A 25,441-nucleotide genomic window follows, 5' to 3' on the forward strand; every position below is an offset into this window, starting at 1 on the left:
CCCGCAGCGCCCGGTGCGCCCGGCTGCGGCGCGTGCGCCGGCCGGTACGGGGGGTGCGGCTGGTGCTGCTGATCGGATGGGCCCCAGTAGCCAGGGGCGTCAGGGGCGTCGTTCATCAGACTTCGAGCAGCTCGGCTTCCTTGTGCTTCAGCAGCTCGTCGACGGCGGCCACGTACTTGGCCGTGGTGTCGTCGAGCTCCTTCTCGGCGCGACGGCCGTCGTCCTCGCCGATCTCGCCGTCCTTGACCAGCTTGTCGATGCCGTCCTTGGCCTTGCGGCGCACGGAACGGATCGAGACCTTCGCGTCCTCGCCCTTGCCGCGGGCGACCTTGATGTAGTCGCGGCGACGCTCCTCGGTGAGCTCGGGGAGCACCACCCGGATGATGGACCCGTCGTTGGACGGGTTGACGCCGAGGTCGGAGTCGCGGATCGCCTGCTCGATGGCCTTCAGCGCGGTCTTGTCGAACGGCGAGACGATGGCCATCCGCGGCTCCGGCACGGAGAACGAGGCCAGCTGGTTGATCGGCGTCACGGCGCCGTAGTACTCGGCCACGATCTTGGCGAACATCGCCGGGTGCGCACGGCCGGTCCGGATGGCGGCGAAGTCGTTCTTGGCGACCTCGACGGCCTTCTCCATCTTCTCCTCGGCCTCGAGGAGGGTCTCTTCGATCACTGTGTACTCCCTGTCCGGTTCATCTGCTGTTGTCCCGACCGGTGTCGGTGTCGAAGCCGGTCGCGGTGTGGCGGCCGCCGAACGCGGTGCCGGCGTAGCGACGCCGTCCCGTACGGCTGATTGCTGCTCAGGCCCGGACAGAATCCTGGCTGATGAGTGTGCCGATCTTCTCACTCTTCACCGCACGCGCGATATTGCCCTCCGCCAGCAGCTCGAAGACGAGCATCGGGAGGTTGTTGTCCTTGCACAGCGTGATCGCGGTGAGGTCGGCGACCTTGAGGTCGCGCGCGATGACCTCGGAGTACTCCAGCGCGTCGAACTTGACCGCGTCCGGGTTGGTCCGGGGGTCGGAGTCGTAGACGCCGTCCACGCCGTTCTTGCCCATCAGCAGCACGTCCGCGTGGATCTCCAGCGCACGCTGGACGGCCGTGGTGTCGGTGGAGAAGTAGGGCATGCCCATACCGGCGCCGAAGATCACCACACGGCCCTTCTCCAGGTGCCGGACGGCGCGCAGCGGCAGGTACGGCTCGGCGACCTGGCCCATGGTGATCGCGGTCTGGACCCGGGTCTCGATGCCCTCCTTGACCAGGAAGTCCTGCAGCGCCAGGCAGTTCATCACGGTGCCGAGCATGCCCATGTAGTCGGAGCGGGCCCGGTCCATGCCGCGCACCTGGAGTTCGGCGCCGCGGAAGAAGTTGCCACCACCGATGACCACCGCGACCTCGGTACCGGCGCGGACGACCGTGGCGATCTCACGGGCGATCGCGTGCACGACGTCCGGGTCGACGCCGAGCCCGCCGCCACCGGCGAAAGCCTCACCGGACAGCTTCAGCAGCACCCGGCGGGGCGAGCCGGCCTGGGGGTCCTGCGCGGTCTCCTGCGTCTCCTGCATGGACTTCTCCTTCTACACCTACTGGTTCACAGGCGCGGGTGTGCGGATCCCCGACCTGCGCGTACACGCGAGGAGGCCACTGCCGCGGGAACCGGTACGGTGTCCTGCACGGCAATGGCCTCCTCGTCGTTCATGGTGCCGACGCGGCCCGCCCATAGACGGATGACGCTGGGTGAGCCCGTTCGGCGCGTCCCTCCCGCCCTGGTCAGCGGGCGGGGGCGGTTCCCAGCCTAAACGTGCCGGGAGTCCGGTGGAACGTGGCTCAGGCGCCGACGCGGAAGCGGGCGAAGCGCTTGAGGGCGACGCCGTTCTCCTCGAGGACCTTGGCGACGGTCTTCTTGTTGTCCTTCGCGAAGGCCTGCTCCAGGACGGAGAACTCCTTCACGAAGCCGGTGACGCGACCCTCGACGATCTTCGGCAGGGCGGCCTCGGGCTTGCCCTCCTCGCGCGCGGTGGCCTCGGCGACGCGACGCTCGTTCTCGATGTCCTCGGCCGGGATGTCCTCGCGGGAGAGGTACTTCGGCGCGAAGGCGGCGATGTGCTGCGCGACGTCCTTGGCGACCTCGGCGTTCTCCTTGTCCAGCTCGACCAGGACGCCGACGGCCGGCGGGAGGTCGGGGCTGGTCTTGTGGAGGTAGACCGCGACGAAGCCGTCACCCGCGAACTGGGCGAAGCGTCGGAAGACGATCTTCTCGCCCAGGGTGGCGTTGGCCTCGTCCACGAACTGCTGGACGGTCTTGCCGGGCTCGATCTCGGAAGCCAGCGCGGCCTCCAGGTCGGCCGGAGCGGACGCGGCGACGTGGGCGGCGATCGCGTCGGCGACCTGCACGAAGTTGTCACCCTTGGCGACGAAGTCGGTCTCGCAGTTGATCTCGACCAGAACGCCGGACTTCTTGTCCTCGGCGATCAGCGCGGCGACGGCGCCGTTGGAGGCGTCACGGCCCTCGCGCTTGGCGACGCCCTTCTGGCCCTTGATGCGCAGCAGCTCGACGGCCTTGTCGACGTTGCCCTCGGCCTCGTCCAGAGCCTTCTTGCAGTCCATCATGCCGGCGCCGGTGAGCTCACGGAGCTTCTTGACGTCCGCGGCGGTGAAGTTCGCCATGGTGTGAATCTCTTCTCGCGTCTCGCGTGTCTGCGTGGGGTTGTGCCGGGACCGCTGGTTCGGTCCCGGCACGGGAGAGAGGGGCACTTACCGGTGTCGTACCGGCGAGTGCCCCTCACCCTTGGTACGTCAGGCCTGCTCGGCCGGAGCCTCGTCGGCGGCCGCAGCCTCGGCGGCGGGGGCCTCGACCTCGGCAGCAGCCTCGGCGGCGGGGGCCTCGGTGGCGGCGTCGGCGTCGGCGGCCGGAGCCTCCTCAGCCTTCTTCTCGCCCTCGATGAGGTCCTTCTCCCAGTCGGCCAGCGGCTGGTCGGCGCCCGGCTCGGCCTTCGCGTCGCCCTTGGCGACACCCGCGCGGGACTTGAGGCCCTCGGCGACGGCGTCGGCGATCACACGGGTCAGCAGGGTGACGGAGCGGATCGCGTCGTCGTTGCCCGGGATCTTGTAGTCGACCTCGTCGGGGTCACAGTTGGTGTCGAGGATCGCGACGACCGGGATGTTGAGCTTCCGGGCCTCGCCGACAGCGATGTGCTCCTTCTTGGTGTCCACGATCCAGACGGCGCTGGGAACGCGCTGCATGTCGCGGATACCGCCGAGGGTCTTCTCGAGCTTGGTGTGCTCGCGCTCCAGAACCAGGAGCTCCTTCTTGGTGAGGCCGGAGCCGGCCACATCCGTGAAGTCGATCTCGCCGAGCTCCTTCATCCGCTGAAGGCGCTTGTAGACGGTCTGGAAGTTGGTCAGCATGCCGCCGAGCCAGCGCTGGTTCACGTAGGGCATGCCCACGCGGGTGGCCTGCTCGGCGATGGCCTCCTGGGCCTGCTTCTTCGTGCCGACGAAGAGGACGCTGCCGCCGTGGGCAACGGTCTCCTTGATGAACTCGAAGGCGCGGTCGATGTAGTTCAGCGACTGCAGGAGGTCGATGATGTAGATGCCGTTGCGCTCCGTGATGATGAAGCGCTTCATCTTCGGGTTCCAGCGGCGGGTCTGGTGACCGAAGTGGACGCCGCTCTCCAGCAGCTCCCGCATCGTGACGACGGCCATAGCCGTACTCCTAAGGTGTTGCGCCCGGCTCCGCGCAGTCGACGTGGTGGGTCGCGCGGTGGCGCTCCCCGCTCGGCGTCTGCGTACGGCCGGGTCAGGCTCGGTTTTGTCCGTGACAGTCAGGTGACAGCCACGCCTGACGCCCCGAACGTGCCGAGCCGCTTCGGCCCGAGTGGTCCGGAGACCCTTCGGGCTCGGCGGACCGAGCGGCACTCGCACCTGGCGGGGGCGGCGGCTGAGCCGCATCCGTCCACCGGTGGCGGGGCGTGCGAAGTCGACCCGGCGGACCGGGTCGCGTGTGAAGTGTACGGGAAGCGCCGAGCCGCGGGCGACTCCACAGGGACGGGAGGTCGGTGGGGAGGCGGGCGGGGAAGTGGGTGGGAGGGCGGACGGGACCGCGCCGGTACGGCCGGTGGGGCGGTGGACGGGGGCAGGACGACGGGGGCGGTGGGACGGCCTGGCCCGGGCTGGGGTAGGGAGGCCGGGGGTGGGGGCGAGGGGCCGCGTGCAGGGGTGGATGCGGGGGCGTGGGGCGTGCTCGGAGGAGCTCGCGCCGGGGGTGCACTCGGGGCGCGTCACCCGTGGGAGGGATGGCGGCTGTCCACAGGGCCCGGTTGTCCACAGGAATCGGGGTGGGGCTGGTCGGGCTCGCGTACCCCGGAGAACCTCGGCGGCATGACAACCGCCCTGGAAGCCACCGCTCCGTTCGTTCCGCCCGTCTCCCCCGCCGCGCCGTCCGGCGCCGCTTCGTCCACCACCGCGTCGTCCGGCGCCCTCGGCGGGGTCGGGGGCTTGTCGTCGCCCCCGCCACTCGGGCCGGGGCCCGGACCCAACCGCCGGCTGCTGCTCGCGCTTGTGACGGTGACGACCCTGCTGCTGACCGTTCTGCCGGGGCCGGTGGGCCATGCCGCCGAGGCGGCGGGGCACGGCTCGCGCGACTCCGTCGATGCCGGTGCCAGTGCCAGTGCCAGTTCCGGGGGCGGTGCGGGTTCCGGGAGCGGACGGGTGTGGCCGGTGGGCGGCCCGGGTGGGCTGGTCAGGCGCTTCGAGGCACCGGCCACACCATGGGCCGCCGGACACCGGGGCGTCGATCTCGCCGCCACGGGTGGTGCGGACATCCGGTCGGCCGCCCCCGGGGTGGTCTCCTTCTCCGGCCTGGTGGCGGGCCGACCGGTGGTCACCGTCACCCACCCGGCCTCAGGATCTCCGCCGCTGCGGACCACCTACCTGCCGGTCACCGGGAGCCTCGCCACCGGCACCACCGTCACGGCCGGCGAAGTGATCGGGCAGCTCACCCCCGGTGCCGTCCACTGCGCCGGCCACGACTGCCTGCACTGGGGGCTGCTGCGCGACGACCGGTACCTCGATCCCCTGGCCATCTTCGGAGCCGGTGCGGCCCGACTGCTCCCGCTCGGACGGGAGCGCTGAGACCGGTGCTCGGACGGGAGCGCCGGGCCCGGCTCGGTCAGCTCCCGCCCAGGCCGTGCAGGGCGAGCGCGACCGCGGCGTCCGCGATCACTTCCTGACTCAGGGCCGGTCCACCGGTAGGACGCTGCTCGGCCTGCCGAACGGCGGCCTCCACGATTCCCTGGAGCAGCCCGGCAGCCAGCCGCGGCTGCTCGTGACCGAGGTCCTGGAGGGCCTGGACCACCAGGCCGACGAGCTTGCCGTGGGCCGCCCGGATCCGCTCGCGCGCCGCTTCGTCCAGCTCCAGCGCCGAGATCGCCACCACCGCCCGGTGCCGAGGGTCCCCGGCCAGCGCGAGCTGACCTCGGACGTAGGCCTCGATCCGGGCCGCCGCGGTGTCGCAGCTCTCCATCCCGGCCTCGATCTCGGCCGCCCAGAGCGGGAAGTCGACCTCGCAGAGCAGCTCGACCACAGCGGCGCGGGAACGGAAGTACTCGTAGACCGAGGAGCGCGCCAGACCGGTGCGCGCCGCGAGCGCGGGGAAGGTCAGGGCATCCATTCCCCCCTCGGTGAGCAGGCTGCGGGCAGCATCGAGGAGGGCTGCCCGCTGCAGCTGTCGGTGCTCGGCCAAAGTGGCCGCTCGGATCTTCGGCACTGTCCCACTGTACGGAGCCCTACACCCCGCCGATACGGCGCCGCGCATGACGGGGTGCGCGGAGGGGATCCGGCGGCAGGGCAGAAGCACCCCGTAGGCGGCCCGCCAGGGGTCGGTGCTGCTGAACGATCGGGTGCCGAAGGGGCCGCTACCGGATGTCCGACAGCTTGGCTCGCAACTGCAGCACCGACTTGGTGTGGATCTGGCTGACCCGACTCTCCGTCACCCCCAGCACCTGGCCGATCTCCGCGAGGGTGAGGCCCTCGTAGTAGTAGAGCGTCACGACGGTCTTCTCCCGCTCGGGCAGGGTGTTGATCGCCTGTGCCAGCAGTCTGCGCAGCTCCCGGTCCTCGGCCACCTCCACGGGGTTGTCCGCGCCGCGGTCCTCCAGGGTGTCGCCCAGGCTCGGCCGGTCCCCGCCCTCGCCCACCGGGTGGAGCAGTTCGTCCAGCGCCACCACGTTGGCGAGGGAGAGCTGGCTGAAGATGGCGTGCAGGTCCTCGATCGCGATGCCCATCTCGGCCGCGACCTCGGGCTCGTGCGGTGTGCGGCGCAGCCGGGCCTCCAGGGTCGCGTACGTCCGCTCGACCGCCTTCGCCTTCTGCCGCACCGAACGCGGGATCCAGTCCAGGGCCCGGAGCTCGTCGATGATCGCGCCGCGGATCCGGCTGATCGCGTAGGTCTCGAACTTGATGGCCCGATCGATGTCGAACTTCTCGATCGCGTCGATCAGCCCGAAGACACCCGAGGAGACGAAGTCCGCCTGCTCGACGTTGGAGGGCAGACCGACCCCGACGCGGCCCGCCACGTATTTGACGAGCGGTGAGTAGTGCAGGATCAGCTGCTCCCGCAATCGCTGGTCGCCCGTCTCCTTGTAGGAGCGCCAGAGCGCTTCCAGCGCCGTGCGGTCGGAGCCGACGCCCGACTCCCGCCGTGGTGCCGGCGTCCCGACGGGAGCGGGCACCTCCGCGGGGGTGGACGTCTCCGCGCGTACGGGCGCGGCGTCCTGGCCCTGGGCCGGGCCGGGGACGGCGGCCACCTCGGGGGCGGTAGCCACTTCGGACGTACCGGCCGCTTCGGAAGCGTCCGGCGGACCGGGCTCGTCCGGCCGACCGGCGTACGCGCCGGTGTGCGCCGGTCGGCCACCCTGCCGGGCAAGGGCCCCCATCGCACCCGTCGCCTTGGGCGGGAACTCGGTCACGGGGCGCCGCTCGGTCCGCGGCCCTCCCGAGGACCGGGCGCCACCGGTCACTCTGTGTCCGGGAATGTGTGTGGGCATGCGTTGGTCTGCGCCGTTCTGCCGAGTCATGTGCTGATAGGGAAGGCATGGCGAGCGTAGCGTGACCGACTCACTGCAATGTGCTACCGCCACTCGGTCGTCCCCCGATCCGGTGGCGTTCGTGTCGCCGGGACCCGGCAGCGGGGGTGAACGCCTTGACCGGCGATTCACCGCCCCACCTCCCGCCGACGGCGGCGCACCCGGCCGCCTCCCGATTCGTCCTGATCCGCCCGATCGGTCACCGGCCACGCACCAGTCGCCAGTGGGCACCGTGCCGTTCCACGAAGCCGAGCGACCCCAACTCGTAGAGCCGGTGGAGCACTTCGTCCGGCGGGAGACCCGACTGCCGGGCCAGGCGCTCCACCGGCGCACCATCCGCCGTCGCCGGCACCGCCTCCAGGACCCTCGCCACGACCGGCTCCAGGAGGTCCCTCGGCAGCACCGGCCCGCCGCGTTGGGGCGCGAGGTCGTCACCGATCGCGCCGATCAGCTCGGCGACCTCCGCCGCGTCGGTGACCAGCGTGGCGCCGCCGCGAATCAGGGCGTGCACTCCGGCCGAGAGCTCCGACGTCACCGGGCCGGCGACACCCATCGTGTGCCGGTTGAGGTCCCGGGCGCGTCTGGCCGTACTCAGCGCCCCGCTGCGCAACGCCGCCTCGACCACCACCGTCCCTCGGGTGAGGGCCGCGATCACGCGATTGCGCAGCACGAACCGGAACCGGTTCGGGTGCTCCCCCGGCGGAAGCTCGCTCAGCAGCAGTCCCTGGGAGGCGATCCGTCGGATCAACTGGGCGTTGCCCCTCGGGTAGGCCACATCGACCCCGCAGGCGAGGACTCCGATGCTCATCCCCCCGACGGCCAGCGCACCCCGGTGGGCGGCCGCGTCGATCCCGTACGCCGCGCCGGAGGCCACCACCCACCCGCGTTCGGCCAGTTGCGCCGACAGCTCCCCCGCGACGTGCGCTCCGTAGGCCGTGCAGGCCCGCGCGCCGACGACCGCGACCGAGCGGAGGGCGAGCAGTCGCAGGGAACCCGTCCCGGACAACCAGAGCCCGAGCGGTCTGCCGGCTCCCAGGTCGTCGAGTTGGCTCGGCCATTCCGTGTCGCCCGGAATGATGAAGCGCCCACCGGCCGTACGCACTCGCTCCAGGTCCGCGACGGGGTCGACGTCGACCAGCCTGGCCCGGTAGGCGGCGAGCCGCTCCGCGTCCGGGCCCGGATGGTCGGGGACGGTGCCGTCCCGGATCGCCCGGACGACATCGGCGGCGTCGAGCTGGGTGAGCCACCGGCCCAGGACGGCGTCGCCCGGTTCGCTGAGCCTGCTCAGCGCTGCCCTGGCGAGACGCTCGGGCTCGGCCTCCCGCCCCGCTTCGGAGGGGTGCTGAGGGTGGTTCATCGTCTGGTTCATGCTCAGGTCTCCTTGTCGCTCGGCCGCTGATCGGGTGACGCGGCAGGTGGACCGGCACGGAGCAGCCGGTCGCCCTTCGGCCCGGCCGGCGGCAGCGGCTCGCCGCCGAGCCGGCCGAAGGAGCGCTCGGTCAAGGGCAGCCCCTGCTCCACACCGATGCGGAGCACCAGGGCCGTCCGTACGTCCCGCTGGTCCGGCCGGTCGCGCCCGGCGAGATCGGCGACCGTCCAGGCGACCCTGAGCACCCGGTCCAGGCCGCGGGCGGTCAGCAGACCGCGCTCCAGCTGTCGGGCGGCATCGTTCAGCGCGTTGGGGCCGAGCTGCCATCGGGTTCGCAGCTCATGGCCGGGCACTTCGGCATTGGTCCGCCACGGTGTGTGCGCCAGCCGCGCCGCCGCGCGCTCCCGCGCGGCAAGCACCCGGGCCGCCACGGTCGCGGTGCTCTCCGCCGTGGTGTCCCGCTCCATCAGCTCGACCCTGGTCACCGGAGCGACCTGGACTTGGAGGTCGACCCGGTCGAGCAGCGGTCCGGACAGCCGCCCCTGGTACCGGCTGACCATCGCCGGAGTGCACTCGCACCCCTCGCCCCGCCGCGAGTACCGCCCGCAGGGACAGGGATTCGCGGCCAGGCAGAGCAGGAACCTGGCCGGCAGCCTGAGCGATCCGGCCGATCGGGCGATCACCACCTCCCCCGATTCGAGCGGCTGGCGCAGCGCGTCGAGCACCCTGACCGGGAACTCCGGCGCCTCGTCCAGGAACAGCACACCCCGGTGGGCCAGCGAGACCGCGCCCGGTCGGGGCAGGCCACTGCCGCCGCCGACGATGGCCGGCATGGTGGTGGAGTGGTGCGGTGCGCAGTACGGCGCGCAGTCGATCAGTGGCCGACCGGCCGGGAGCAGGCCGGCCACCGAGTGCACGGCGGTGACCTCCAGGGCCTCCTTCTGGGTGAGTGGCGGCAGCAGCGCCGGGAGCCGCTCCGCCAACATGGTCTTGCCCGCGCCCGGTGGACCTTTCAAGTACAGGTGGTGACCACCGGCGGCGGCGATCTCCAGGGCGCGTCGGGCCTCGTACTGGCCGGCGACGTCCGCCAGGTCCAGCCGGGCGGCCCGGTCGTCGGGCAGTCCGCGCACCCCTGCGGTGGGGAGCATCAGCCCGGCCATCAGGGGATCCGGGCGGCCGCTGATCGGGTCGGGCGGCTCCTCCGGCTCGGGTGCGCCGGTCAGGACGGCGACGAGCTGCCGCAGGCTGCGCACGCCGATGACGGTCACGCCCGGGACCAGGGAGGCCTCGGCGGCAGTCTGTTCGGCCACCACGACCCGCTGGTAACCGGCGTCGGCGGCGGCGAGCACCGACGGCAGGATGCCGCGTACCGGGCGCACCCGCCCGTCGAGCCCCAGCTCGCCGATGATCAGCAGTTCGGCGATGGAGGACGGATCCAAGCGCTCGGCGGCGGCGAGGACGGCGCAGGCCACCGCGAGGTCGAAGCCGCTGCCACTCTTCGGTACCGAGGCGGGGCTGAGTCCGACGGTGAGCTTTCGCTGCGGCCAGACCTCGCCGCTGTTCACCAGGGCCGCGCGCACCCGGTCGCGGGCCTCGGAGAGGGCTTTGTCGGGCAGACCGACCAGGGTGAAGGCGGCGACTCCGGGCTCCAGATCGGCCTGGACCTCGACGATCACACCGTCGACGCCGACCAGCGCGACGGAACAGGTACGGGCGAAGGCCATCTCAGACCACCCCCCTCAGGTGGTCCACCGAGGCGGCGCCCCGGGCCCGGTTGATGACGGCCACGAGGTCGATCCGGACGCCGCCGGGCGGCACGGGCGGCCACTGCGGGTCCGCCGGCGCGGGGCTGTACCCGGGGCCGGCCAACCTGGCGAAGTGGCCGGGCCAGCGCTCCGCCACCCAGCGCTCCGCCAATCGCTGGAGTCGGGCGGCCTTGGCTCGGTCGATGGCCTCGCTCGGCTGCTGGAATCCCCGCTCGGAGCGGGTCTTTACCTCACAGACGGCCAGGGTGTCGCCGTCGAGGGCGACGATGTCCAGCTCGCCCTCGACGCAGCGCCAGTTGCGGTCCAGGATCCTGAGGCCGCTCTCGGCGAGCCGCCGGGCGGCGACCCGCTCCCCGTAACGGCCCAGCCCGTTGTTCGTGCCGCGCCCCGACAGGGCCTTCCCCGGACCGCCCCGCTCAGGACCGGCCTTCTCGAGAACGGCTTGCTCAGGACCGGCCTTCTCCGGGTCGGCCTGCTCAGTGCGCGGCGGAGCTGGCCCGTTTCCGAGCCCGGACAGCTCCGCCTGGTACTCCTCCGGTGCCCTCGCCGCCCTGCGCCGGGCCTGCCCACTCGGTCGGGCCTTGGGCGTCTCACTCTGCTTACGCGTAGTGCGCTTGGTGTCCTGCACGGTGACCACCTCCGACGCGGAGGTTTCCGTGCGGCCCGGGACAGGGCCAGAGGGTTGCTATTTCCTGTGGATAACCCGGGCCTGTGGATAACTTCTGTCACTCGCAGGAGTGAGAATCCCGGGAAAGTCGAAATTCCCCTGGACACCGCGGGACCGAGCGGTCCAACGTCAGTTCCCGAACCCGGACTCGTCCGAGGGCAGCTCCAGATCGCTCTTCGCGAGCTCCTCGATGTTCACGTCCTTGAAGGTCAGCACCCGGACCTTACGGACGAACCGGGCCGGCCGGTACATGTCCCAGACCCACGCATCCGCCATCGACACCTCGAAGAAGACCTCGCCCTGGACCGAGTGCACCTGCAGCTCGTAGTCGTTGGTGAGGTAGAAGCGTCGCTCGGTCTCAATCACGTACTTGAACAGGCCGACGACGTCCCGGTACTCCCGGTAGAGCTTGAGCTCCATCTCGGTCTCGTACTTCTCGAGATCTTCGGCACTCATCCAGGCGTCCCCTCAACTTGTCACGTCCACCCATTGTGGACCACCGCACTCACCCTCAGAGCCTTACCGGCGTGACTGGCGGCCCCTCGGCCAGCAGTCGCCCCACGAAGTCCGCCAGCCCGATCGGATAGATCGTTTCGGCGGTCTCCCCCAGCTCCTCGACCGTCCACCAGCGTGCCGCGAGCAGTTCGGCGTGCTCGTCCCTGCCCATCCTCGAATGATCGAGCACCGTCTCCACGGTCCGGGCCAGGTGGAACCACTGCTCCTGCTCGTAGCGCTGCTCCCGAAAGGAGTACGAAACCGTGTCGTACGCAACCACGGGCCCCAGGTCCACGCCCCGCAGCCCCGTCTCCTCGGCGAGCTCGCGCACCGCGGCCTCGCGAATGCTCTCCCCCGGTTCCAGGCCTCCTCCGGGGGTGAACCACCAGGTGACGTCCGGCATCACCGGATCCGAGCCCCGGAAGAGAAGCAGGCGGTCCTGCCCGTCCAACAGCAGGATCCGTGAAGCCTTGCGGTGCTTGGCCGTCATCGCCGCCCTCCCCCCTCCCCTCGTTCGCCGGGCCGATCCCCTCGATCCTGCCACCCGGCAGGACCTGCCGGGGCGATGTTCGGCAGAGCGCTCGGGCCACGGTCACCGGCGGTCGCGCGGCCGTCGGCGCCGACTCGAACTGAGGCTGCGCCGCCGATCGGGGCGGCGGCGCCCGCCGGAGCGGCGGCCGTGGCACCCGTCAAGCGTCGCGGCGGCGTCCCAGCCGGCGGGCCGCACCGGCCGCCCCGCTCACCCCACAGGTCACGACGATCATCGCCGCGCCTACAACGGTGGCGTAGAAGGCCGGCTCCAACGGTCCCGGCTCGCCGGCCTTCGGCCCACCGAGCACGTCGAAGGCGGTGGTGCGGGCGAACAGACCCGTCCGGCCGAAGGGCAGGACGGTGGCCTCCACCCGGGCCTCCACCTCGGTGGCGGGGATCGTGCCGCCGTCGACCTCCAGGTGGAGGCGGGAGTCGAGCGACCCCTGTCGGTTGTCTCCCAGCAGAAAGAGCCGGCCAGGAGGCACGTCCACGCTGAACGCGCTCCCCTGCGGGCCCTGCGTCTCCAGGTACGGCTCTTCCACCGGCTTGCCGTTGACGGTCAGCCGTTGGTCGTCCCCGGTGGTCGCCACGGTGTCCCCGCCGACCGCGACCACGCGCTTGACCATGAGTTCACCGCCCCACGCCTGGTCGCGGAAGACCACGACGTCACCCCGGCCGACGTCCTTGCCGTCGATCTGCCGGGCGACGACGGTGTCCCCGACCTTGAGCGTCGGGGTCATCGAGCCGGTCGGAATGCCGTACGGCCGGTAGTCCAGCGCCATGACCACGAAGCCGCCGACCAGCAGGACCAGACCGAGCCCGATCAGCACGCCCTGCAGCACCGCGGCCGGCCTGGGCCGGGACCGTCCGGGCGCGGGCGGGCGGTCCGCCGTCGGTGTCGCGACACTGCTCATCGAAACCATCCACCCCTGCCTGACCCGGGACCGCTCATGGCACGCCGGGGCCACAGGCGGAAAACCCGGCGGGCCGTGGCACGTCCGAGCAGATTACTCGTCGGTACCACGGCCCGCGCAAGACCCGGGGGCGACCCGGTGGTGGTCAGGACCGCTTCGCGCGCTCCGACCGGCCCTTCAGCCGGCGCACCAGCGGAAGCAGGCCGACCGCGCCGACCGCGCCGGCCACGGGCGGAACGAACGGCACGGCCGCCGCCAGACCCTTCTGGTCGAAGGTGTCCGGCACCGGCAGTGTCGACCAGTGGTTGATCGGCCAGGCCACCACGAAGGCCCGTCCGATGACCTCGTCCACCGGAACGGTGCCGCCACCCGGCTGGTCCATGTGGAAGCGGGAGTCCAGCGAGTCCGCTCGGTGGTCACCCATCACCCAGATGCGGCCGTCCGGCACCTTCACCGGGCCGAAGGGCTTCGTCCCGCAGGGGGTGTTACCGGGGAACACATAAGGCTCGTTGAGAGCGATCCCGTTGACCTTGACCGGCCCCTCGCCCTCGCACTCGACGGTGTCCCCACCGACCGCGATGACCCGCTTGATCAGGTCCTTCTCGTTCTCGGAGGGCATCAGGCCGACGAAGCTGAGCACGTCCTGCACCCCCCGTACGAAGGAGTTGTCGCTCTGCTTGGTGGGCTCGTCCGCCAGCCAGCCGCCCGGGTCGTGGAACACCACGACCTCGCCCCGCTCGGGCTCGGCTCCGAACCACGGGGTCAGCTTGTCCACCAGGACGCGGTCGCCGACCTGAAGCGTGTTCTGCATCGACTCCGACGGAATGGAGAACGCCTGGACGAAGAAAGTCTTGATCACCAGCGCCAGGACCAGCGCGATGCCGATCAGAATCGGCAGTTCCTTCCAGAACGAGCGCTGCTTGTGCTCCTTGCCGCCGGCCTTCTCCTCCGACCCGCCGTCAGAGCTCATGTCGTCGTCCCGGGCGTCGGAACCGTCGCCCTCACCACTGCCCTGCTCGTCCGCGGACTGAACCGCCGCGTCCTCCGCGGAACTCGAAGACACTGCGGACTCCGTCGACCGTTCCGCCCGATGACCGGAGCCCTCGGGCTCTCCGGCGCCTGAGCGGGCGCCGATCACCAAATCCCCCACAACGTCTCCTCCCAGCTGTGCGGACGCCTGCGCGTCCGCGCTCACAGTGCCGCACAGCGGGCACTACCTCCACCATCGACCGTGCCCCGGCCTCAGGGCCGCCCTCTTGGGGGACACCTGACACCGGCACAGCCTCCGGACGCGGCCGTTGTCGCGTACCGGCCGCACCAGCACTTCTCTATCACTCCCAGGCATCCGGCTCGCGCTCCCACGCACGCCGGCCGGCCCTCCACCGGTCAGCCGGACCTACTCCCGAGGCCGCCCAGGCCTTCGGCCGATGAGCGGAAGGATGCCCAACACACCCATAACGAGCGGAGGTTCCTTCGGAAGCGGCCCAACATCCATCGCTTCCGGCCCAGTTCCACGGACGTCCGCGGACCGGGCATCAAGTTGATGGACCCGGCCGACCGGCCAGGCCACCACGAACGCCTGACCGACCACACCACTCAGTGGGATGGTGCCCTGCCCCGGATTACCCATGTGAAAACGGGAATCGGCCGACACGTCCCGATGATCGCCCATCACCCAGAGCCGCCCCTGCGGCACCTTCACCTTGAACGGCTGGCGGGACGGCGGGTTGCCCGGCGACAGGTACGGCTCGTCCACCGCCGTGCCGTTGACGCTGAGGCGGCCCTGCTCGTCGCAGCACTCCACGGTGTCCCCGCCGACACCGATCACCCGCTTGATCAGATCCTGCTCGCTGTCGGACGGCAGCAGCCCGACGAAAGTGAGGACCTGCTTCGCCCCGCGAAGCACCGGCCCATCCGTGGACGGCTTGTGGTCGGCCTCCAGCCAACCGCCCGGATCCTTGAACACCACGACGTCGCCGCGCCCCGGCTCGGCACCGAACCAGGGGGTGAGCTTGTCCACCAGCACCCGGTCGCCGATCTGGATGGTCTGCTCCATCGAACCGGAGGGGATGACGAACACCTGCACCATGAAGGTCTTCATCACCAGGGCCACCAGCAGTGCCACCAGGACGATCAGCGGGATCTCGTGCAGGAGCGAGCGCTTGCGGCGGCGGGCGGCCCGGCGGGCGGTACGCCGACGGTCGGCCCGCCCGCGGATGGGCGTCGCTGCCTCCGGACCGGACGTCCCCGGTCCGTGTGCTCCCGCCGGATCGCCCGGTACCGCGTCGGAGGGTCGGTCCGCCAGGCGGCCCCTACCTCTGGTCCCCATGGCCACCGGTCCCCCCTACCGCGGCGAACGCCGCCGACCGGTCCAGGCCGGTCCAGTGGCCGACCGGGTAGACCACCCACTCCGCCCGTCCGATCACCTTGCCCTCGGGCACGAACCCGCCACCGGGCTCACCCAGGTGGTCCCGCGAGTCACGGGAGGCATCGCGGTGGTCCCCCATGACCCACAGCTTTCCGGCCGGCACCACCACATCGAAGGCCACCTTCGACGGCTCGTCCCCCGGTGCGAGGTAGGAGGACTCGTCGACCGGTACGCCGTTGACTGTGATCCGCGCGCCCGGCCCGGTACTGGTCACCCGGTCCCCGCCGACGCCGATGACGCGCTTGACGTAGACCGAGTCGTCGGCCGGCGCAAGTCCGAGATCCCGGACGAGCGAGCGCAGTGCGTTCCCGAACCCGGTCGGCTCGGCCGACCCACGCAGGAAGGAGCCCCTCCCGTCGAAGACCACGACGTCACCGCGCTGCGGATGCCCTCCGAAGGAGTAGGCCAGTTGGTTCGCGATCAGGCGGTCGCCCGGGCGAAGGCTGTTCTCCATCGACCCGGACGGCACCGCGAACGGCCGCGCCACGAAGGCGTTCACCAGGAGCAGGGACAGCAGGCAGATACCCACCAGCAGAAGGAGGTCACGCGAGCGCGAACGGGGCACCACCCCGGGCTCGTCCACCGAAACGTCGGCCGCAGCGCCCGCCGAGTCCTCCACCGAGTCCTCCACCGAGCCGTCGGCCGAGGTCCGCTCGGAGTCCGGGACCGCCTCCCGGGGCGCCTGGGCCTCGGGGACGCGCCGGGTGCCCGGCTCGAGCACCGGCTCCACCATCGGCGCCGTGGCGGGCACCGGCGCCGTGGCGGGCGCGGTCGTGGAAACGGCCGCGGACCGCGACGGCGAGTCCGCACCGGTGGGTGCGGGACAGCCGTCGCGGTCCGCGGATGGTTCGTGCGTGCTCATCGGGGGGTGAGCTTACCGTGCGGCAGCCGCGCCCCCTAGAGCGCTCCGATCCCCCGGGAGTACCGGGGGACGGTGGATCAGCGGTCGCGCTTCTCCTTGATCTTCGCGGCCTTGCCGCGGAGGTCACGCAGGTAGTACAGCTTGGCGCGGCGAACCGCACCGCGGGTCACGACCTCGATCTTCTCGACGACCGGGGTGTGCACCGGGAAGGTGCGCTCCACGCCGACGTTGAAGCTGACCTTGCGAACGGTGAAGGTCTCGCCGACACCGGCGCCGTGGCGGCGGATGACGACGCCCTGGAAGACCTGGACACGAGAGCGGTTGCCCTCGATGACCCGGACGTGGACCTTCAGGGTGTCACCGGCGCGGAAGGCCGGAATGTCGCTACGCAGCGAGGCCGCGTCGACAGCAGCGAGCTTGTTGCTCATGTTGCTCTCCATCGCAGGCGCCACGGGCCGCCCACGGAAGTTCGTCACAATGGGGTTCGCTGCGGGCCGCATCGGTTGGCGATGTTCCCCCCGTGGCGAGGGCACCGGACCACGTGACTCCTACGTGAGGAGACCAGCGACAGACAGCAGCGACCTATTCTTCCACACCATCGACCACAGACCGAAATCGACCGAGCTGCTCGTCCCAGGCCAGGCCGAGGATGCTCAGCGCCTCACGGTCCTTCTTGTCGAAGCCGCCGTACTGCCAGCGCTCGACCAGATCGGGGCGGTTCGCCAGGGTCCGGGCGAAGGCCTGCTCGCGCCGCCAGCGGGCGATCCGGCCGTGGTTGCCGCTGAGCAGGACGTCCGGCACGGTCCGGCCGCGCCACTCGGCGGGCTTGGTGTAGACCGGGCCCTCCAGCAGGTCGGCCATGGCGCCGGGCGCGAAGGAGTCGTCCCGGTGGGACTCGGCGTTGCCGAGCACCCCGGGCAGCAGCCGGGCGATCGCCTCGACCATCACCAGCACGGCGACCTCGCCGCCGGCCAGGACGTAGTCGCCGATCGACACCTCGATCACCGGCATCCGGGCGGCCGCCTCCTCGATCACCCGCCGGTCGATGCCCTCGTACCGGGCCGGAGTGAAGGTGAGCCACGGGCGTCCGGCGAGCTCCTGGGCCAGTTCCTGGGTGAAGGGGCGCCCGCTCGGGGTGGGCACCACCAGCGTGGGCACCTCCCCGTCGGGGCCCGCGCTCAGCACGCCGTCCAGCGCCTCGCCCCACGGCTCGGGCTTCATCACCATGCCCGGTCCGCCGCCGTACGGGCTGTCGTCCACCGTGCGGTGGATGTCGTGCGTCCAGCCGCGCAGGTCGTGGACGTGCACATCCAGCTGACCGCGGGCGCGGGCCTTGCCGACCAGGGAGATGTTCAGCGGCTCCAGGTACTCGGGGAAGATCGTTACGACGTCGATCCGCATCCCGTCCTGGACGCCCCGCACCGCGGGCAGCTCCTGCGGCGACAGTTCCTCGGCGGTCACTCCGACTCCTCCGGATCCACCGACTCGTCCGACCCGTCCGACCTGTCTGACCCCTCCGACCCCTCCGACCCGTCCGACGCATCCGCGTCGTCCGACTCGCCCCGCACGACCTCGGCCTGCTCCGGGTCGATCAGGCCGCCCGGCGGGTCGATAACGACGCGCTGGTTCTCCAGGTCGATGGTCGGCACGATGCGGGTGACGAAGGGCACCAGCACCTCCGTCCCGTCGGGCTTCTCCACCGTGAGCAGGTCCTGGTACGGGAGGTGGACGACCTCGGTGAGCTCACCGACCGGGGTGCCGTCGAGCAGGACGACGTCCAGACCGATCAGCTGGTGATCGTAGTACTCCTCCGGGTCCTCGGGGCTCTCCTCCGGGTCGACCTCGGCGATCAGGACGGTGCCGCGCAGGGCCTCTGCGTCGTTGCGGTCCTTGACGCCGGCGAAGCGCAGCAGCAGCCGGCCGCTGTGCACCTTGCCGGACTCGACGGTCAGCGGTCCGGCCGACGCGGGGTCGGTGAGGAGGACGGCACCGGGACCGAGCCGGAGTTCCGGCTCATCGGTGCGGACCTCGACGCTGACATCCCCCTTGATGCCGTGGGCGCGGCCGATCTTACCGACGACGAGCTGCACGGTGATCGTTCTCCTGGGTGCTGGGTGCTGAGTGCTGGGTGCTGGCGCTGGGCACTGGGTGTGGGTGCTGGTACGGGGTACCAACGGTGTGGTCGCCGTGACGGGTCCCGGCGCTGGAGCACAGGGCCGCGGAGGCGGGGGCACGGCGAGAAGGCGGTCGGGAACAGAGAAGGCCGGCCGGGACGACATGCGTCCCGACCGGCCTCAAGCCTGACGGCTGAACGAGCAGCAGCGTCAGCGAATGCTGTCCACGTCGACCAGGTCGACACGGACGTTGCGACCGCCGAGGGCGCCGACAACGGTGCGCAGTGCACGCGCCGTGCGGCCGCCCCGGCCGATCACCTTGCCGAGGTCATCGGGGTGCACACGCACCTCGATGGTGTTCCCCCGACGCAGGTTGCGCGAACGCACCTGCACCTCGTCGGGGTGCTCGACGATGCCCTTCACCAGGTGGTCGAGGGCGTCCTCGATCACGATCAGGCCTCGACGGCGGCGTCGGCGTCAGCCTCGGCCTTGTCCGACTTCTTGGCCTTCGGGGTGATGGCAACACCGGTGGTGGCGTCCTCGAAGCCGGCGACGGCCTTCGCGAACAGGTGCGAGAAGTCCTCGACCTTGGGCTCGGCAACCAGCAGCGGAGCCGGGGCCGGCAGGCCCTTGAACTTCTGCCAGTCGCCGGTCAGCTTGAGGATGGCGAGAACCGGCTCGGTCGGCTGGGCGCCGACGGACAGCCAGTACTGGGCGCGCTCGCCGTCGACCTCGATCTTCGAGGGGTTGTAGGTCGGCTGGTAGATGCCGATCTCCTCGATCGCGCGGCCGTCACGCTTGGTGCGCGAGTCGGCGACGACGATGCGGTAGTGCGGGGAGCGAATCTTGCCGAGACGCTTGAGCTTGATCTTGACTGCCACGGGAGTGGATTCTCCTGGTGTTGACGTGGGTGAGCGGCCGCACCGTCGCGTGGGGTTGCGAGGCTGGCCGTTCAAGGGACACGCCAGCCGTAGGAGAGAGGGGTCCTGCTCGGCTGCCGAGTACTCAGCTGTCCATTCTGCCATACCAGCGCGAACCGCCTCGCCGCCGCCCGCTCGGCCCGACCGCCACCGACCACGGCCCGAAGCCGCCCGGTCAACGCCCGGTCACGCTTAGAAGCGCTCGACCGGCACTGGCCCGGCAATCGACCGGCACTGGCCCGGTAACCGACCGGCACTCGCCCGGCAACCGACCGGCAACCGACCGGCACAGCCACTCCCCGGAGCCGCCCGACCGACACCCGGCCACGGCCACGGCTCACCACCGCCCCTCACCGGCCCACCACTCGGACCGCCACACCACCCGGCCGGCGCGGTCCACCCGTGGCCGACCGCCGAAACAGGTCGACCGGGAGCCCCCGCTCCCGGTCAGCCCAACACATCACAGCCGCCGGTCAGGGCCGCCGATCGGTCGCCCCGATCGGCCCTGCCGGCCGAGGCCGTCGATCGCTCCGGCCGGACGCACTGCCCGCACAGTCGCCGGCCGGCTCCCCACGCTACGCGATCTTGAACGGCTGCTGGCAGGCACCGCAGACGATGGACGCCTGCGCGAGGACCGACGGCACGACGCGGACATTGCGCCCGCACCCGCAGACCGCCTTGACCCGGACGCCGCCCCCGGAGGAGCCGTGCCGGGCCGCCGGGCCGCGGAAGGCGCGCGAGACGCCGTCCCCGGCCACCGCCTCCTGGTGAGCGCCGAGGGCCCGATCCAGCCGCTCGATGGTCTCGGCGTACCGCTCCTGCGTCTCCTTGAGCATGGTCACCTGGGAGAAGCCGCTGCTCGCATGCGGCTCGACCGGGTGCGCCAGGCCCAGCTCGGAAGCCAGGAGCAGGAAGCGCCGGTTGTGGTAGCGGCCGGCCCGCGAGGTGTCCCGGATGTCCCGGGCCGCGGCCAGACCGTGGGCAGCCTCGTGGAGGAGCCGCTCGAAACCGAGCCGCGTGCCACAGGCCGAGGAGGACTCGCCGATCAACGCCTCGGGCGAGGCGAGGTCGGGGAGGTCCTGATGGAAGGCCTGGATGTCACTCCAGGCGGCGGCCAGTTCGGCCGCGAGAACGAGGGGCTGTGTCGTGCTCACGCTAGACCAACGACGGAGTGCGAGCCGATGTTCCGCGTGTTCCCGATCTCCTGGAATTCCCAGGAAACTCTCAGGAATGTACGAGCGCGCGCGAAATGCGCGTTCCGGATCTGACGCAAGACCAACCCCCTGCCGGTTTGGGCCCGTCGTAGCTCGGCGGACCTCGTCATTTCCGTCCGGGGGGCGGGCTGTCGCACCCAGGACGTACGGCCCGTGGTCCTGTCGAGTTGACAGGGCCACGGGCCGTACACCGTACCGCTATTCCGTTAATACCGGCAGTTGACCGGCCAGTAGGGATGTCGACTGGTGAGACGGCCACCGGACGGTTACCGCCGGAATTCCCGACGGCGGTTGTCGACCGGATGTCCGACGGATGTCTCACGGTTGTCGGGCAGCTGCCGGATCATTGCCGTCAGCTGCCAGAAATCGCCAGTGCCTGTCGGTTTCCAACATCGACGACCAACGTCAGCCATCGCCTCGCCCGGGGCGTCCCGAGACCGCACCAGGCCCGTCCCGCGGGCCCGCCGGTCAACCGGCCCGAGGTCCGCCGGTGCGCCCACGTCCGAGCGGCCCAGCGGCCCGAGCACCACCAGAAACCCCAGCAGCCCCAACAGCCCAACCGACCCGAACGGACCCGAACGCCCCCGCAGACGCGGATCCGTCGGCGCACCGCTGTAGGTGCGCCGGCGGATCCGCGCGCCGTTCAGTGGGCGGCGCGAGCCGTTCGGTGGACGTGGCCGGTCAGCGGCCGGTCAGTCGCCGCTCAGCAGCCGATCAGTAGGCGCGGGCCACGATCGCGATGTTGCCGTCCTGGTCGTCCGTCTGCGGCACCGAGCCGTCGGCGGCCACGATGCAGCGCACCGAGACACCCTGCTCGGCCAGCTTGGCCTCGCCCTCCGGGCCCAGCTCGGCCCAGGAGATCCGGCCCCAGCCGGTGGCGGCGGCCTCGACGGCCTCGTCCAGGTTGGTCACGTCGACCGTGCGGGATTCGCGGCGCTCGCGGGACTGGCGCAGCAGCAGCGCCTGGTCCTCCTCCAGGACACCCGGGAGCAGCTCGGCCAGCGCGTCGATCGAGACCGGCTCCTTGCCGCCGGGGATGCGGCGGGCCAGCATCGCGGTGCCGTTCTCCAGGTCGCGCGGGCCGACCTCGATGCGCAGCGGCACGCCCTTGAGCTCCCAGTCCACGGCGCGGCGGCCGAACGGGGTGTCGGTGCGGTCGTCGACGACCACGCGGATGCCGACGGCCTCCAGCCGGGCGCCGATCTCGCGCACCTTGGCGATGACCGCGTCGTCACCCTTGATGGCGAGGACGACGGCCTGGACGGCGGCCAGGCGCGGGGGCACCCGCAGGCCGTTGTCGTCGCCGTGGGACATGATCAGGCCGCCGACCATACGGGTCGAGACGCCCCAGGAGGTCTGCCAGACGTACTCGCGCTCGGCGCCCTGGAGCTGGTAGGTGGTGTTGAACGCCTTGGCGAAGTTCTGGCCCAGCTCGTGGCTGGTGCCCATCTGCAGCGCCTTGCCGTCGCCCATCATGCCTTCGAGGGTGAGGGTGTTGATCGCGCCGGCGAAGCGCTCCTTGGCGGTCTTGCGGCCGAGCACGACGTCGATGCCGAGCACGTTGGTCATGAAGTCGCCGTAGACCTGGGTGTGGATCATCGAGGCGTACTCGCGGGCGTCCTCGTACGTGGCGTGGGCGGTGTGGCCCTCCTGCCAGAGGAACTCGGTGGTCCGCAGGAAGACCCGCGGACGCAGCTCCCAGCGGACCACGTTGGCCCACTGGTTGATCAGCAGGGGCAGGTCGCGGTGGCTCTGCACCCACTTCGAGAAGTACTCGTTGATGATGGTCTCGGAGGTCGGCCGGACGACGACCGGCTCGTCCAGTTGCTTGCCGCCGCCGTGGGTGACCACGGCGAGCTCGGGGGCGAAGCCCTCGACGTGCTCCGCTTCCTTGGTCAGGTAGGACTGCGGGATGAACATCGGGAAGTAGGCGTTCTGCGCGCCTGCCTTCTTGATGCGGGCGTCCATCTCCTGCTGCATCCGCTCCCACAGGCCGTAGCCGTACGGTCGGATGACCATGGTGCCGCGCACCGGACCGTTGTCGGCCAGCTCGGCCTTGTTGATGAGGTCCTGGTACCAGCGCGGGAAGTCGTCCGCCTGGGGGGTGAGAACGGGTGCCTTTGCCATGGGGCGAATGGTACGGGGACAAGGGGCCTGACTTCGAATCCGTTCCACGGAACCGGTTCGCGCGCAAGCCGTCCCCTTCCCGCCCGGGCCGGGACGGTGCCCGGGCCGCCCGGCGGCCGAAGGGCGCCCCGGTTCCGCCAGGGGGCGCACGACCGCGACACGCGCGCACCACCCTGCACCCCTCTGGACGCCGCGCCCGAGCCGCTGTTCGCTGGAGTGGGGCGGGACTTTGGGGGAGCCGTAGCAGGACACCGAAGGACCGGATGGGAGGCCGCGATGGCTTCAGCTCGAACGACCGGCACGACCGTACGACCCACAGGCGCACATCCGCACGACCGGCGGGCCGCGGGGGCGTGGCCCGCGCGGGCGCGCGACTGGGCGGAGATCCAGGAACGGATGCTGGTACCGCTCTACGAGGCGGTCTACGCCCGGCTGGAGGTCGGCCCGGCGAGCAGCGTGCTCGGCCTGGGCTGCCGCTCCGGCCTGGCGCTGCTGCTGGCCGCCGGGCGGGGTGCCCAGGTCGCCGGTCTGGAGCCGCACGACGAGCTGCGCGAGCTGGCGCGGGACCGTCAGCTGAAGGTGGGCGCGGGTGCCCGGCCACCGGCCGAGGTCCCCCGCTCGGCCTATTCGCTGGTCACGGTTTTCGAGCAGCTGCCGGGGGCCGCCGATCCGCAGCGCGTGGTGACCGACGCGGCCCGGCTGACGCTGCGCGGCGGGCACGTGGTGCTGGCCGCCTGGGGCCCGCCGGAGCGCTGCGAGAGCGCGGCCGTCCTGGACGTGGCCCGGCGGATGGCCGGGCGCACCACCGCACGCGACCCGTTCGGGCTGAGCACGCCCGGCGCCCTGGAGGACCTGCTCGGGCCGGCCCGCCTGCGCCCGGCCGGCAGCGGCCGGGTGAGCTGCCCGTTCGCCTATCCGGACCTGGACAGCGCGGTGCGCGGACTGCTCTCCACCGGCCTCTACGACGCGGCGGCGGAGTTCTCCGGGCTGTCGCTGGTGGCGAAGGAGCTGGAGGAGGCGCTGCAGCCGTACCTGCGGCCGGACGGCTCGGTCCGGATGGAGAACGTGTTCCGGTACCTGATCGCCGACCAGCCGCGGTAGCCCGACCGACCCCGGCGCGACCGGCCCCGGCCCGACCGGCCCCGGAGCGACCGGCGAGCGACCGCGTGGCCCACAGCGTGACAGAACCGCACCACGGCACCACCGAGCCGCCGAACAGCGAACAGCCGAACAGCCGAGCCGCACCACCGGACAGCCCAGCCGCCGCACCGCCCCACCACCGGAGCCGGACCGGGGCGCCCGCAGCCATCGCGGACGCCCCCGGTCGGCCGGCTCACGCCTGGTCGAGCGCCTTCCGGGGCACCCCGGCGGCCCGGTACGCCGCCTCCTCGTCCAGCGTCTCGGCCTCCAGCAGCGCGGCCGCCAGCGCGTCCAGCCTGGCCCGCTGCTCGGTCAGCAGCCGCACCGCCTCCTCGTAGCACTCGGCGACGATCCGCCGGGCCTCCTCGTCGACCGCGTCCAGCGTGGTCGGCGCCGCGGAGAGCCCGTACGCGCCCTGCGGGTCGGAGGGGACGGCGGTGAGCCGGCCGACCCGCTCGCTCATCCCCCAGCGGCCGGCCATCCCCCGGGCGATGTTGGTGACCTGCTCCAGGTCGCTCTCCGCACCGGTGGTGATCACCCCGGAGACCACCTGCTCGGCGGCCGTCCCACCGAGCGCGCCGATGATCCGGCCGCGCAGGTAGGGCTCGGTGTACGAGTAGCGGTCGGTCTCGGGGGTGGACAGGGTGACGCCGAGGGCGCGGCCGCGCGGCACGATGGTGATCTTGCGGACCGGGTCGGCGCCGGGCTGGAGCATGCCGAGCAGGGCGTGGCCGCTCTCGTGGTACGCCGTGCGCTCCCGCTCGGCCTGCGGCATGACCAGCGGCCGGACGGCGCCCAGCTGGACCTTCTCCAGCGCGTCCGAGAGGTCCCGCTCCCCCACCGCGTCCTGCTTGCGCTTGACGGCCAGCAGGGCGGCCTCGTTGACCAGGTTCGCCAGCTCGGCGCCGGTCATGCCGGGGGTGACCTTGGCCAGCTGGTGGAGATCGGTGTCCCCGGCCAGCGGGACGGCCCGGGTGTGGATCCGCAGGATGGCCGCGCGGCCGTCGCGGTCCGGCGGGCTGACGGTGATCCGCCGGTCGAAGCGGCCGGGGCGCAGCAGGGCCGGGTCGAGGACGTCCGCCCGGTTGGTGGCGGCGATGACGATGACGCCCTCGGAGCCGGTGAAGCCGTCCATCTCGGTGAGGATCTGGTTGAGCGTCTGCTCGCGCTCGTCGTGGCCGCCCATGCCGCTCACCCCGCCCCGCGCCGCGCTACTCCCCCGCGCCGGGCCACTCCTCGGCGGTCAGCGCGAACCGCTCGTGGTCCCGCCAGGCGCCGCTCAGGAACAGCATCCGGGGCGTGTACCCCTCGTGCCGGAAGCCGAGCCGCTTGGCCAGCCCGATCGAACGCGCGTTGTCCGGCTGCACGTTGATCTCCAACCGGTGCAGGCCGAGACCGCCGGCCGTCTGCGGGGCGAAGCAGCGGTCCAGCACCAGCCGCATGCCCTCGCTCATCCGGCCGGTCCCGGCGAACGGCACGTACGAGTCGTAGCCGAGCGCGCCGTTGCAGAACCGGCCCATCACGATGTTGGCGACGTTCACCTTGCCGACCAGCCCACCGGTGGCCTGATCGACGATCAGGAAGGTGCGCAGACCGGCGCCCTGGCGCTCCAGGAGATCGGGGAGCCCGTTCGGCTCGACCGGGTTCCACCGCCCGATGTGCTCGGCGGACCGGCGGACGGCCTCGGCGTACGGAACCTCGTCGTCGGCCCGTGGGGCCCTGATCGTCACTCTCACCCCACCATCATCGGACATGTGAACGGCCCGCCACCCGGATACCCCGGGTGGCGGGCCGTTCGAACGCCGACGG

Annotated in this window: 25 protein-coding genes and 1 pseudogene; 2 read left to right on the forward strand and 24 right to left on the reverse strand. The window is 71.6% G+C overall.

Annotation, left to right across the window (positions count from 1 at the left end):
- Positions 1-115: 115 nt before the first annotated feature.
- From frr to rpsB, 4 genes are all read right to left on the reverse strand, one after another.
- Positions 116-673 carry a ribosome recycling factor gene (gene frr, locus ACZ34W_RS27900; RefSeq protein ID WP_329489782.1) on the reverse strand — a complete coding sequence of 186 codons (558 nt, stop codon included), beginning with the start codon at positions 671-673 and terminating at the stop codon, positions 116-118.
- A 127-nt stretch (positions 674-800) separates the two neighbouring features.
- Positions 801-1,565, reverse strand: coding sequence for a UMP kinase (gene pyrH / locus ACZ34W_RS27905; protein WP_329489781.1), 765 nt, complete (start codon positions 1,563-1,565; stop codon positions 801-803).
- A 262-nt stretch (positions 1,566-1,827) separates the two neighbouring features.
- Positions 1,828-2,667 (reverse strand): translation elongation factor Ts, encoded by an 840-nt coding sequence (gene tsf / locus ACZ34W_RS27910; RefSeq protein WP_465608011.1) that lies wholly within the window; start codon positions 2,665-2,667, stop codon positions 1,828-1,830.
- A gap of 129 nt (positions 2,668-2,796) precedes the next feature.
- A complete protein-coding gene (gene rpsB, locus ACZ34W_RS27915) occupies positions 2,797-3,705 on the reverse strand; it encodes a 30S ribosomal protein S2 (RefSeq protein ID WP_465608013.1) in 909 nt (302 codons plus the stop codon).
- Positions 3,706-4,380: 675 nt separating this feature from the next.
- On the opposite strand from rpsB, the gene ACZ34W_RS27920 reads away from it, so the two are divergent.
- A complete protein-coding gene (locus ACZ34W_RS27920) occupies positions 4,381-5,133 on the forward strand; it encodes a M23 family metallopeptidase (protein WP_465608015.1) in 753 nt (250 codons plus the stop codon).
- Positions 5,134-5,170: 37 nt separating this feature from the next.
- Here ACZ34W_RS27920 and ACZ34W_RS27925 read toward each other — a convergent pair whose 3' ends face one another.
- From ACZ34W_RS27925 to proS, 18 genes are all read right to left on the reverse strand, one after another.
- Positions 5,171-5,743, reverse strand: coding sequence for a TetR/AcrR family transcriptional regulator (locus ACZ34W_RS27925; RefSeq protein WP_465608076.1), 573 nt, complete (start codon positions 5,741-5,743; stop codon positions 5,171-5,173).
- A 172-nt stretch (positions 5,744-5,915) separates the two neighbouring features.
- Positions 5,916-6,806 (reverse strand): RNA polymerase sigma factor WhiG, encoded by an 891-nt coding sequence (gene whiG / locus ACZ34W_RS27930; protein WP_465608078.1) that lies wholly within the window; start codon positions 6,804-6,806, stop codon positions 5,916-5,918.
- Positions 6,807-7,284: 478 nt separating this feature from the next.
- Positions 7,285-8,454 (reverse strand): DNA-processing protein DprA, encoded by a 1,170-nt coding sequence (gene dprA, locus ACZ34W_RS27935; RefSeq protein WP_465608017.1) that lies wholly within the window; start codon positions 8,452-8,454, stop codon positions 7,285-7,287.
- A gap of 2 nt (positions 8,455-8,456) precedes the next feature.
- Complete coding sequence (locus ACZ34W_RS27940; RefSeq protein WP_465608019.1) at positions 8,457-10,178, reverse strand: YifB family Mg chelatase-like AAA ATPase; 1,722 nt, start codon at positions 10,176-10,178, stop codon at positions 8,457-8,459.
- 1 nt (position 10,179) lies between these two features.
- Entirely contained in the window at positions 10,180-10,614 is a 435-nt protein-coding gene (locus ACZ34W_RS27945; RefSeq protein ID WP_359807895.1) for a YraN family protein, read from the reverse strand.
- Positions 10,615-11,016: 402 nt separating this feature from the next.
- Positions 11,017-11,343, reverse strand: a complete 327-nt coding sequence (locus tag ACZ34W_RS27950) for a DUF2469 domain-containing protein (protein ID WP_030056781.1) — start codon at positions 11,341-11,343, stop codon at positions 11,017-11,019.
- Between the two features lie 55 nt (positions 11,344-11,398).
- Positions 11,399-11,872, reverse strand: a complete 474-nt coding sequence (locus ACZ34W_RS27955) for an NUDIX hydrolase (RefSeq protein WP_465608022.1) — start codon at positions 11,870-11,872, stop codon at positions 11,399-11,401.
- 199 nt (positions 11,873-12,071) lie between these two features.
- Positions 12,072-12,827 carry a signal peptidase I gene (lepB, locus tag ACZ34W_RS27960; protein ID WP_465608024.1) on the reverse strand — a complete coding sequence of 252 codons (756 nt, stop codon included), beginning with the start codon at positions 12,825-12,827 and terminating at the stop codon, positions 12,072-12,074.
- A gap of 145 nt (positions 12,828-12,972) precedes the next feature.
- A complete protein-coding gene (lepB, locus tag ACZ34W_RS27965) occupies positions 12,973-13,977 on the reverse strand; it encodes a signal peptidase I (RefSeq protein ID WP_465608026.1) in 1,005 nt (334 codons plus the stop codon).
- Between the two features lie 246 nt (positions 13,978-14,223).
- On the reverse strand, positions 14,224-14,952 hold the full coding sequence (lepB, locus tag ACZ34W_RS27970) for a signal peptidase I (RefSeq protein WP_465608028.1): 729 nt from the start codon (positions 14,950-14,952) through the stop codon (positions 14,224-14,226).
- 187 nt (positions 14,953-15,139) lie between these two features.
- Complete coding sequence (gene lepB / locus ACZ34W_RS27975; protein WP_465608029.1) at positions 15,140-15,976, reverse strand: signal peptidase I; 837 nt, start codon at positions 15,974-15,976, stop codon at positions 15,140-15,142.
- Between the two features lie 218 nt (positions 15,977-16,194).
- Positions 16,195-16,545 (reverse strand): 50S ribosomal protein L19, encoded by a 351-nt coding sequence (rplS, locus tag ACZ34W_RS27980; protein ID WP_063347674.1) that lies wholly within the window; start codon positions 16,543-16,545, stop codon positions 16,195-16,197.
- A gap of 154 nt (positions 16,546-16,699) precedes the next feature.
- Positions 16,700-17,518 carry a tRNA (guanosine(37)-N1)-methyltransferase TrmD gene (trmD, locus tag ACZ34W_RS27985; RefSeq protein ID WP_465608080.1) on the reverse strand — a complete coding sequence of 273 codons (819 nt, stop codon included), beginning with the start codon at positions 17,516-17,518 and terminating at the stop codon, positions 16,700-16,702.
- 56 nt (positions 17,519-17,574) lie between these two features.
- Positions 17,575-18,207 (reverse strand): ribosome maturation factor RimM, encoded by a 633-nt coding sequence (rimM, locus tag ACZ34W_RS27990; protein ID WP_465608031.1) that lies wholly within the window; start codon positions 18,205-18,207, stop codon positions 17,575-17,577.
- A 234-nt stretch (positions 18,208-18,441) separates the two neighbouring features.
- The gene (locus tag ACZ34W_RS27995; protein ID WP_030306741.1) at positions 18,442-18,681 is read right to left on the reverse strand and encodes an RNA-binding protein; all 240 of its coding nucleotides are present in this window, start codon (positions 18,679-18,681) and stop codon (positions 18,442-18,444) included.
- Between the two features lie 2 nt (positions 18,682-18,683).
- On the reverse strand, positions 18,684-19,112 hold the full coding sequence (rpsP, locus tag ACZ34W_RS28000) for a 30S ribosomal protein S16 (protein ID WP_329489770.1): 429 nt from the start codon (positions 19,110-19,112) through the stop codon (positions 18,684-18,686).
- A gap of 614 nt (positions 19,113-19,726) precedes the next feature.
- Positions 19,727-20,305 carry a hypothetical protein gene (locus ACZ34W_RS28005; protein WP_329489769.1) on the reverse strand — a complete coding sequence of 193 codons (579 nt, stop codon included), beginning with the start codon at positions 20,303-20,305 and terminating at the stop codon, positions 19,727-19,729.
- A gap of 774 nt (positions 20,306-21,079) precedes the next feature.
- A complete protein-coding gene (proS, locus tag ACZ34W_RS28010) occupies positions 21,080-22,492 on the reverse strand; it encodes a proline--tRNA ligase (RefSeq protein ID WP_329489768.1) in 1,413 nt (470 codons plus the stop codon).
- Positions 22,493-22,768: 276 nt separating this feature from the next.
- Here proS and ACZ34W_RS28015 point away from each other — a divergent pair, with 276 nt between their 5' ends.
- Complete coding sequence (locus ACZ34W_RS28015) at positions 22,769-23,593, forward strand: class I SAM-dependent methyltransferase (RefSeq protein ID WP_465608034.1); 825 nt, start codon at positions 22,769-22,771, stop codon at positions 23,591-23,593.
- 232 nt (positions 23,594-23,825) lie between these two features.
- Here the strand turns inward: ACZ34W_RS28015 and ACZ34W_RS28020 are convergent.
- Together ACZ34W_RS28020 and ACZ34W_RS28025 are read right to left on the reverse strand one after the other, a co-directional pair.
- A pseudogene (locus ACZ34W_RS28020) lies at positions 23,826-24,839 on the reverse strand (AAA family ATPase); the annotation flags it as partial.
- A 4-nt stretch (positions 24,840-24,843) separates the two neighbouring features.
- Entirely contained in the window at positions 24,844-25,386 is a 543-nt protein-coding gene (locus ACZ34W_RS28025) for a GNAT family N-acetyltransferase (protein ID WP_329489765.1), read from the reverse strand.
- Positions 25,387-25,441: the final 55 nt, after the last annotated feature.

Source organism: Kitasatospora sp. NPDC022856, from assembly GCF_055561235.1.

Bases quoted from the DNA above. Each gene is read 5' to 3' on its own strand.
- pyrH (WP_329489781.1), bottom strand. From the start codon at position 1,565: ATGCAGGAGACGCAGGAGACCGCGCAGGACCCCCAGGCCGGCTCGCCC.
- tsf (WP_465608011.1), bottom strand. From the start codon at position 2,667: ATGGCGAACTTCACCGCCGCGGACGTCAAGAAGCTCCGTGAGCTCACC.
- rpsB (WP_465608013.1), bottom strand. From the start codon at position 3,705: ATGGCCGTCGTCACGATGCGGGAGCTGCTGGAGAGCGGCGTCCACTTC.
- ACZ34W_RS27920 (WP_465608015.1), top strand. From the start codon at position 4,381: ATGACAACCGCCCTGGAAGCCACCGCTCCGTTCGTTCCGCCCGTCTCC.
- dprA (WP_465608017.1), bottom strand. From the start codon at position 8,454: ATGAACCAGACGATGAACCACCCTCAGCACCCCTCCGAAGCGGGGCGG.
- ACZ34W_RS27940 (WP_465608019.1), bottom strand. From the start codon at position 10,178: ATGGCCTTCGCCCGTACCTGTTCCGTCGCGCTGGTCGGCGTCGACGGT.
- ACZ34W_RS27950 (WP_030056781.1), bottom strand. From the start codon at position 11,343: ATGAGTGCCGAAGATCTCGAGAAGTACGAGACCGAGATGGAGCTCAAG.
- ACZ34W_RS27955 (WP_465608022.1), bottom strand. From the start codon at position 11,872: ATGACGGCCAAGCACCGCAAGGCTTCACGGATCCTGCTGTTGGACGGG.
- lepB (WP_465608024.1), bottom strand. From the start codon at position 12,827: ATGAGCAGTGTCGCGACACCGACGGCGGACCGCCCGCCCGCGCCCGGA.
- rplS (WP_063347674.1), bottom strand. From the start codon at position 16,545: ATGAGCAACAAGCTCGCTGCTGTCGACGCGGCCTCGCTGCGTAGCGAC.
- trmD (WP_465608080.1), bottom strand. From the start codon at position 17,518: ATGCGGATCGACGTCGTAACGATCTTCCCCGAGTACCTGGAGCCGCTG.
- proS (WP_329489768.1), bottom strand. From the start codon at position 22,492: ATGGCAAAGGCACCCGTTCTCACCCCCCAGGCGGACGACTTCCCGCGC.
- ACZ34W_RS28015 (WP_465608034.1), top strand. From the start codon at position 22,769: ATGGCTTCAGCTCGAACGACCGGCACGACCGTACGACCCACAGGCGCA.
- ACZ34W_RS28025 (WP_329489765.1), bottom strand. From the start codon at position 25,386: ATGTCCGATGATGGTGGGGTGAGAGTGACGATCAGGGCCCCACGGGCC.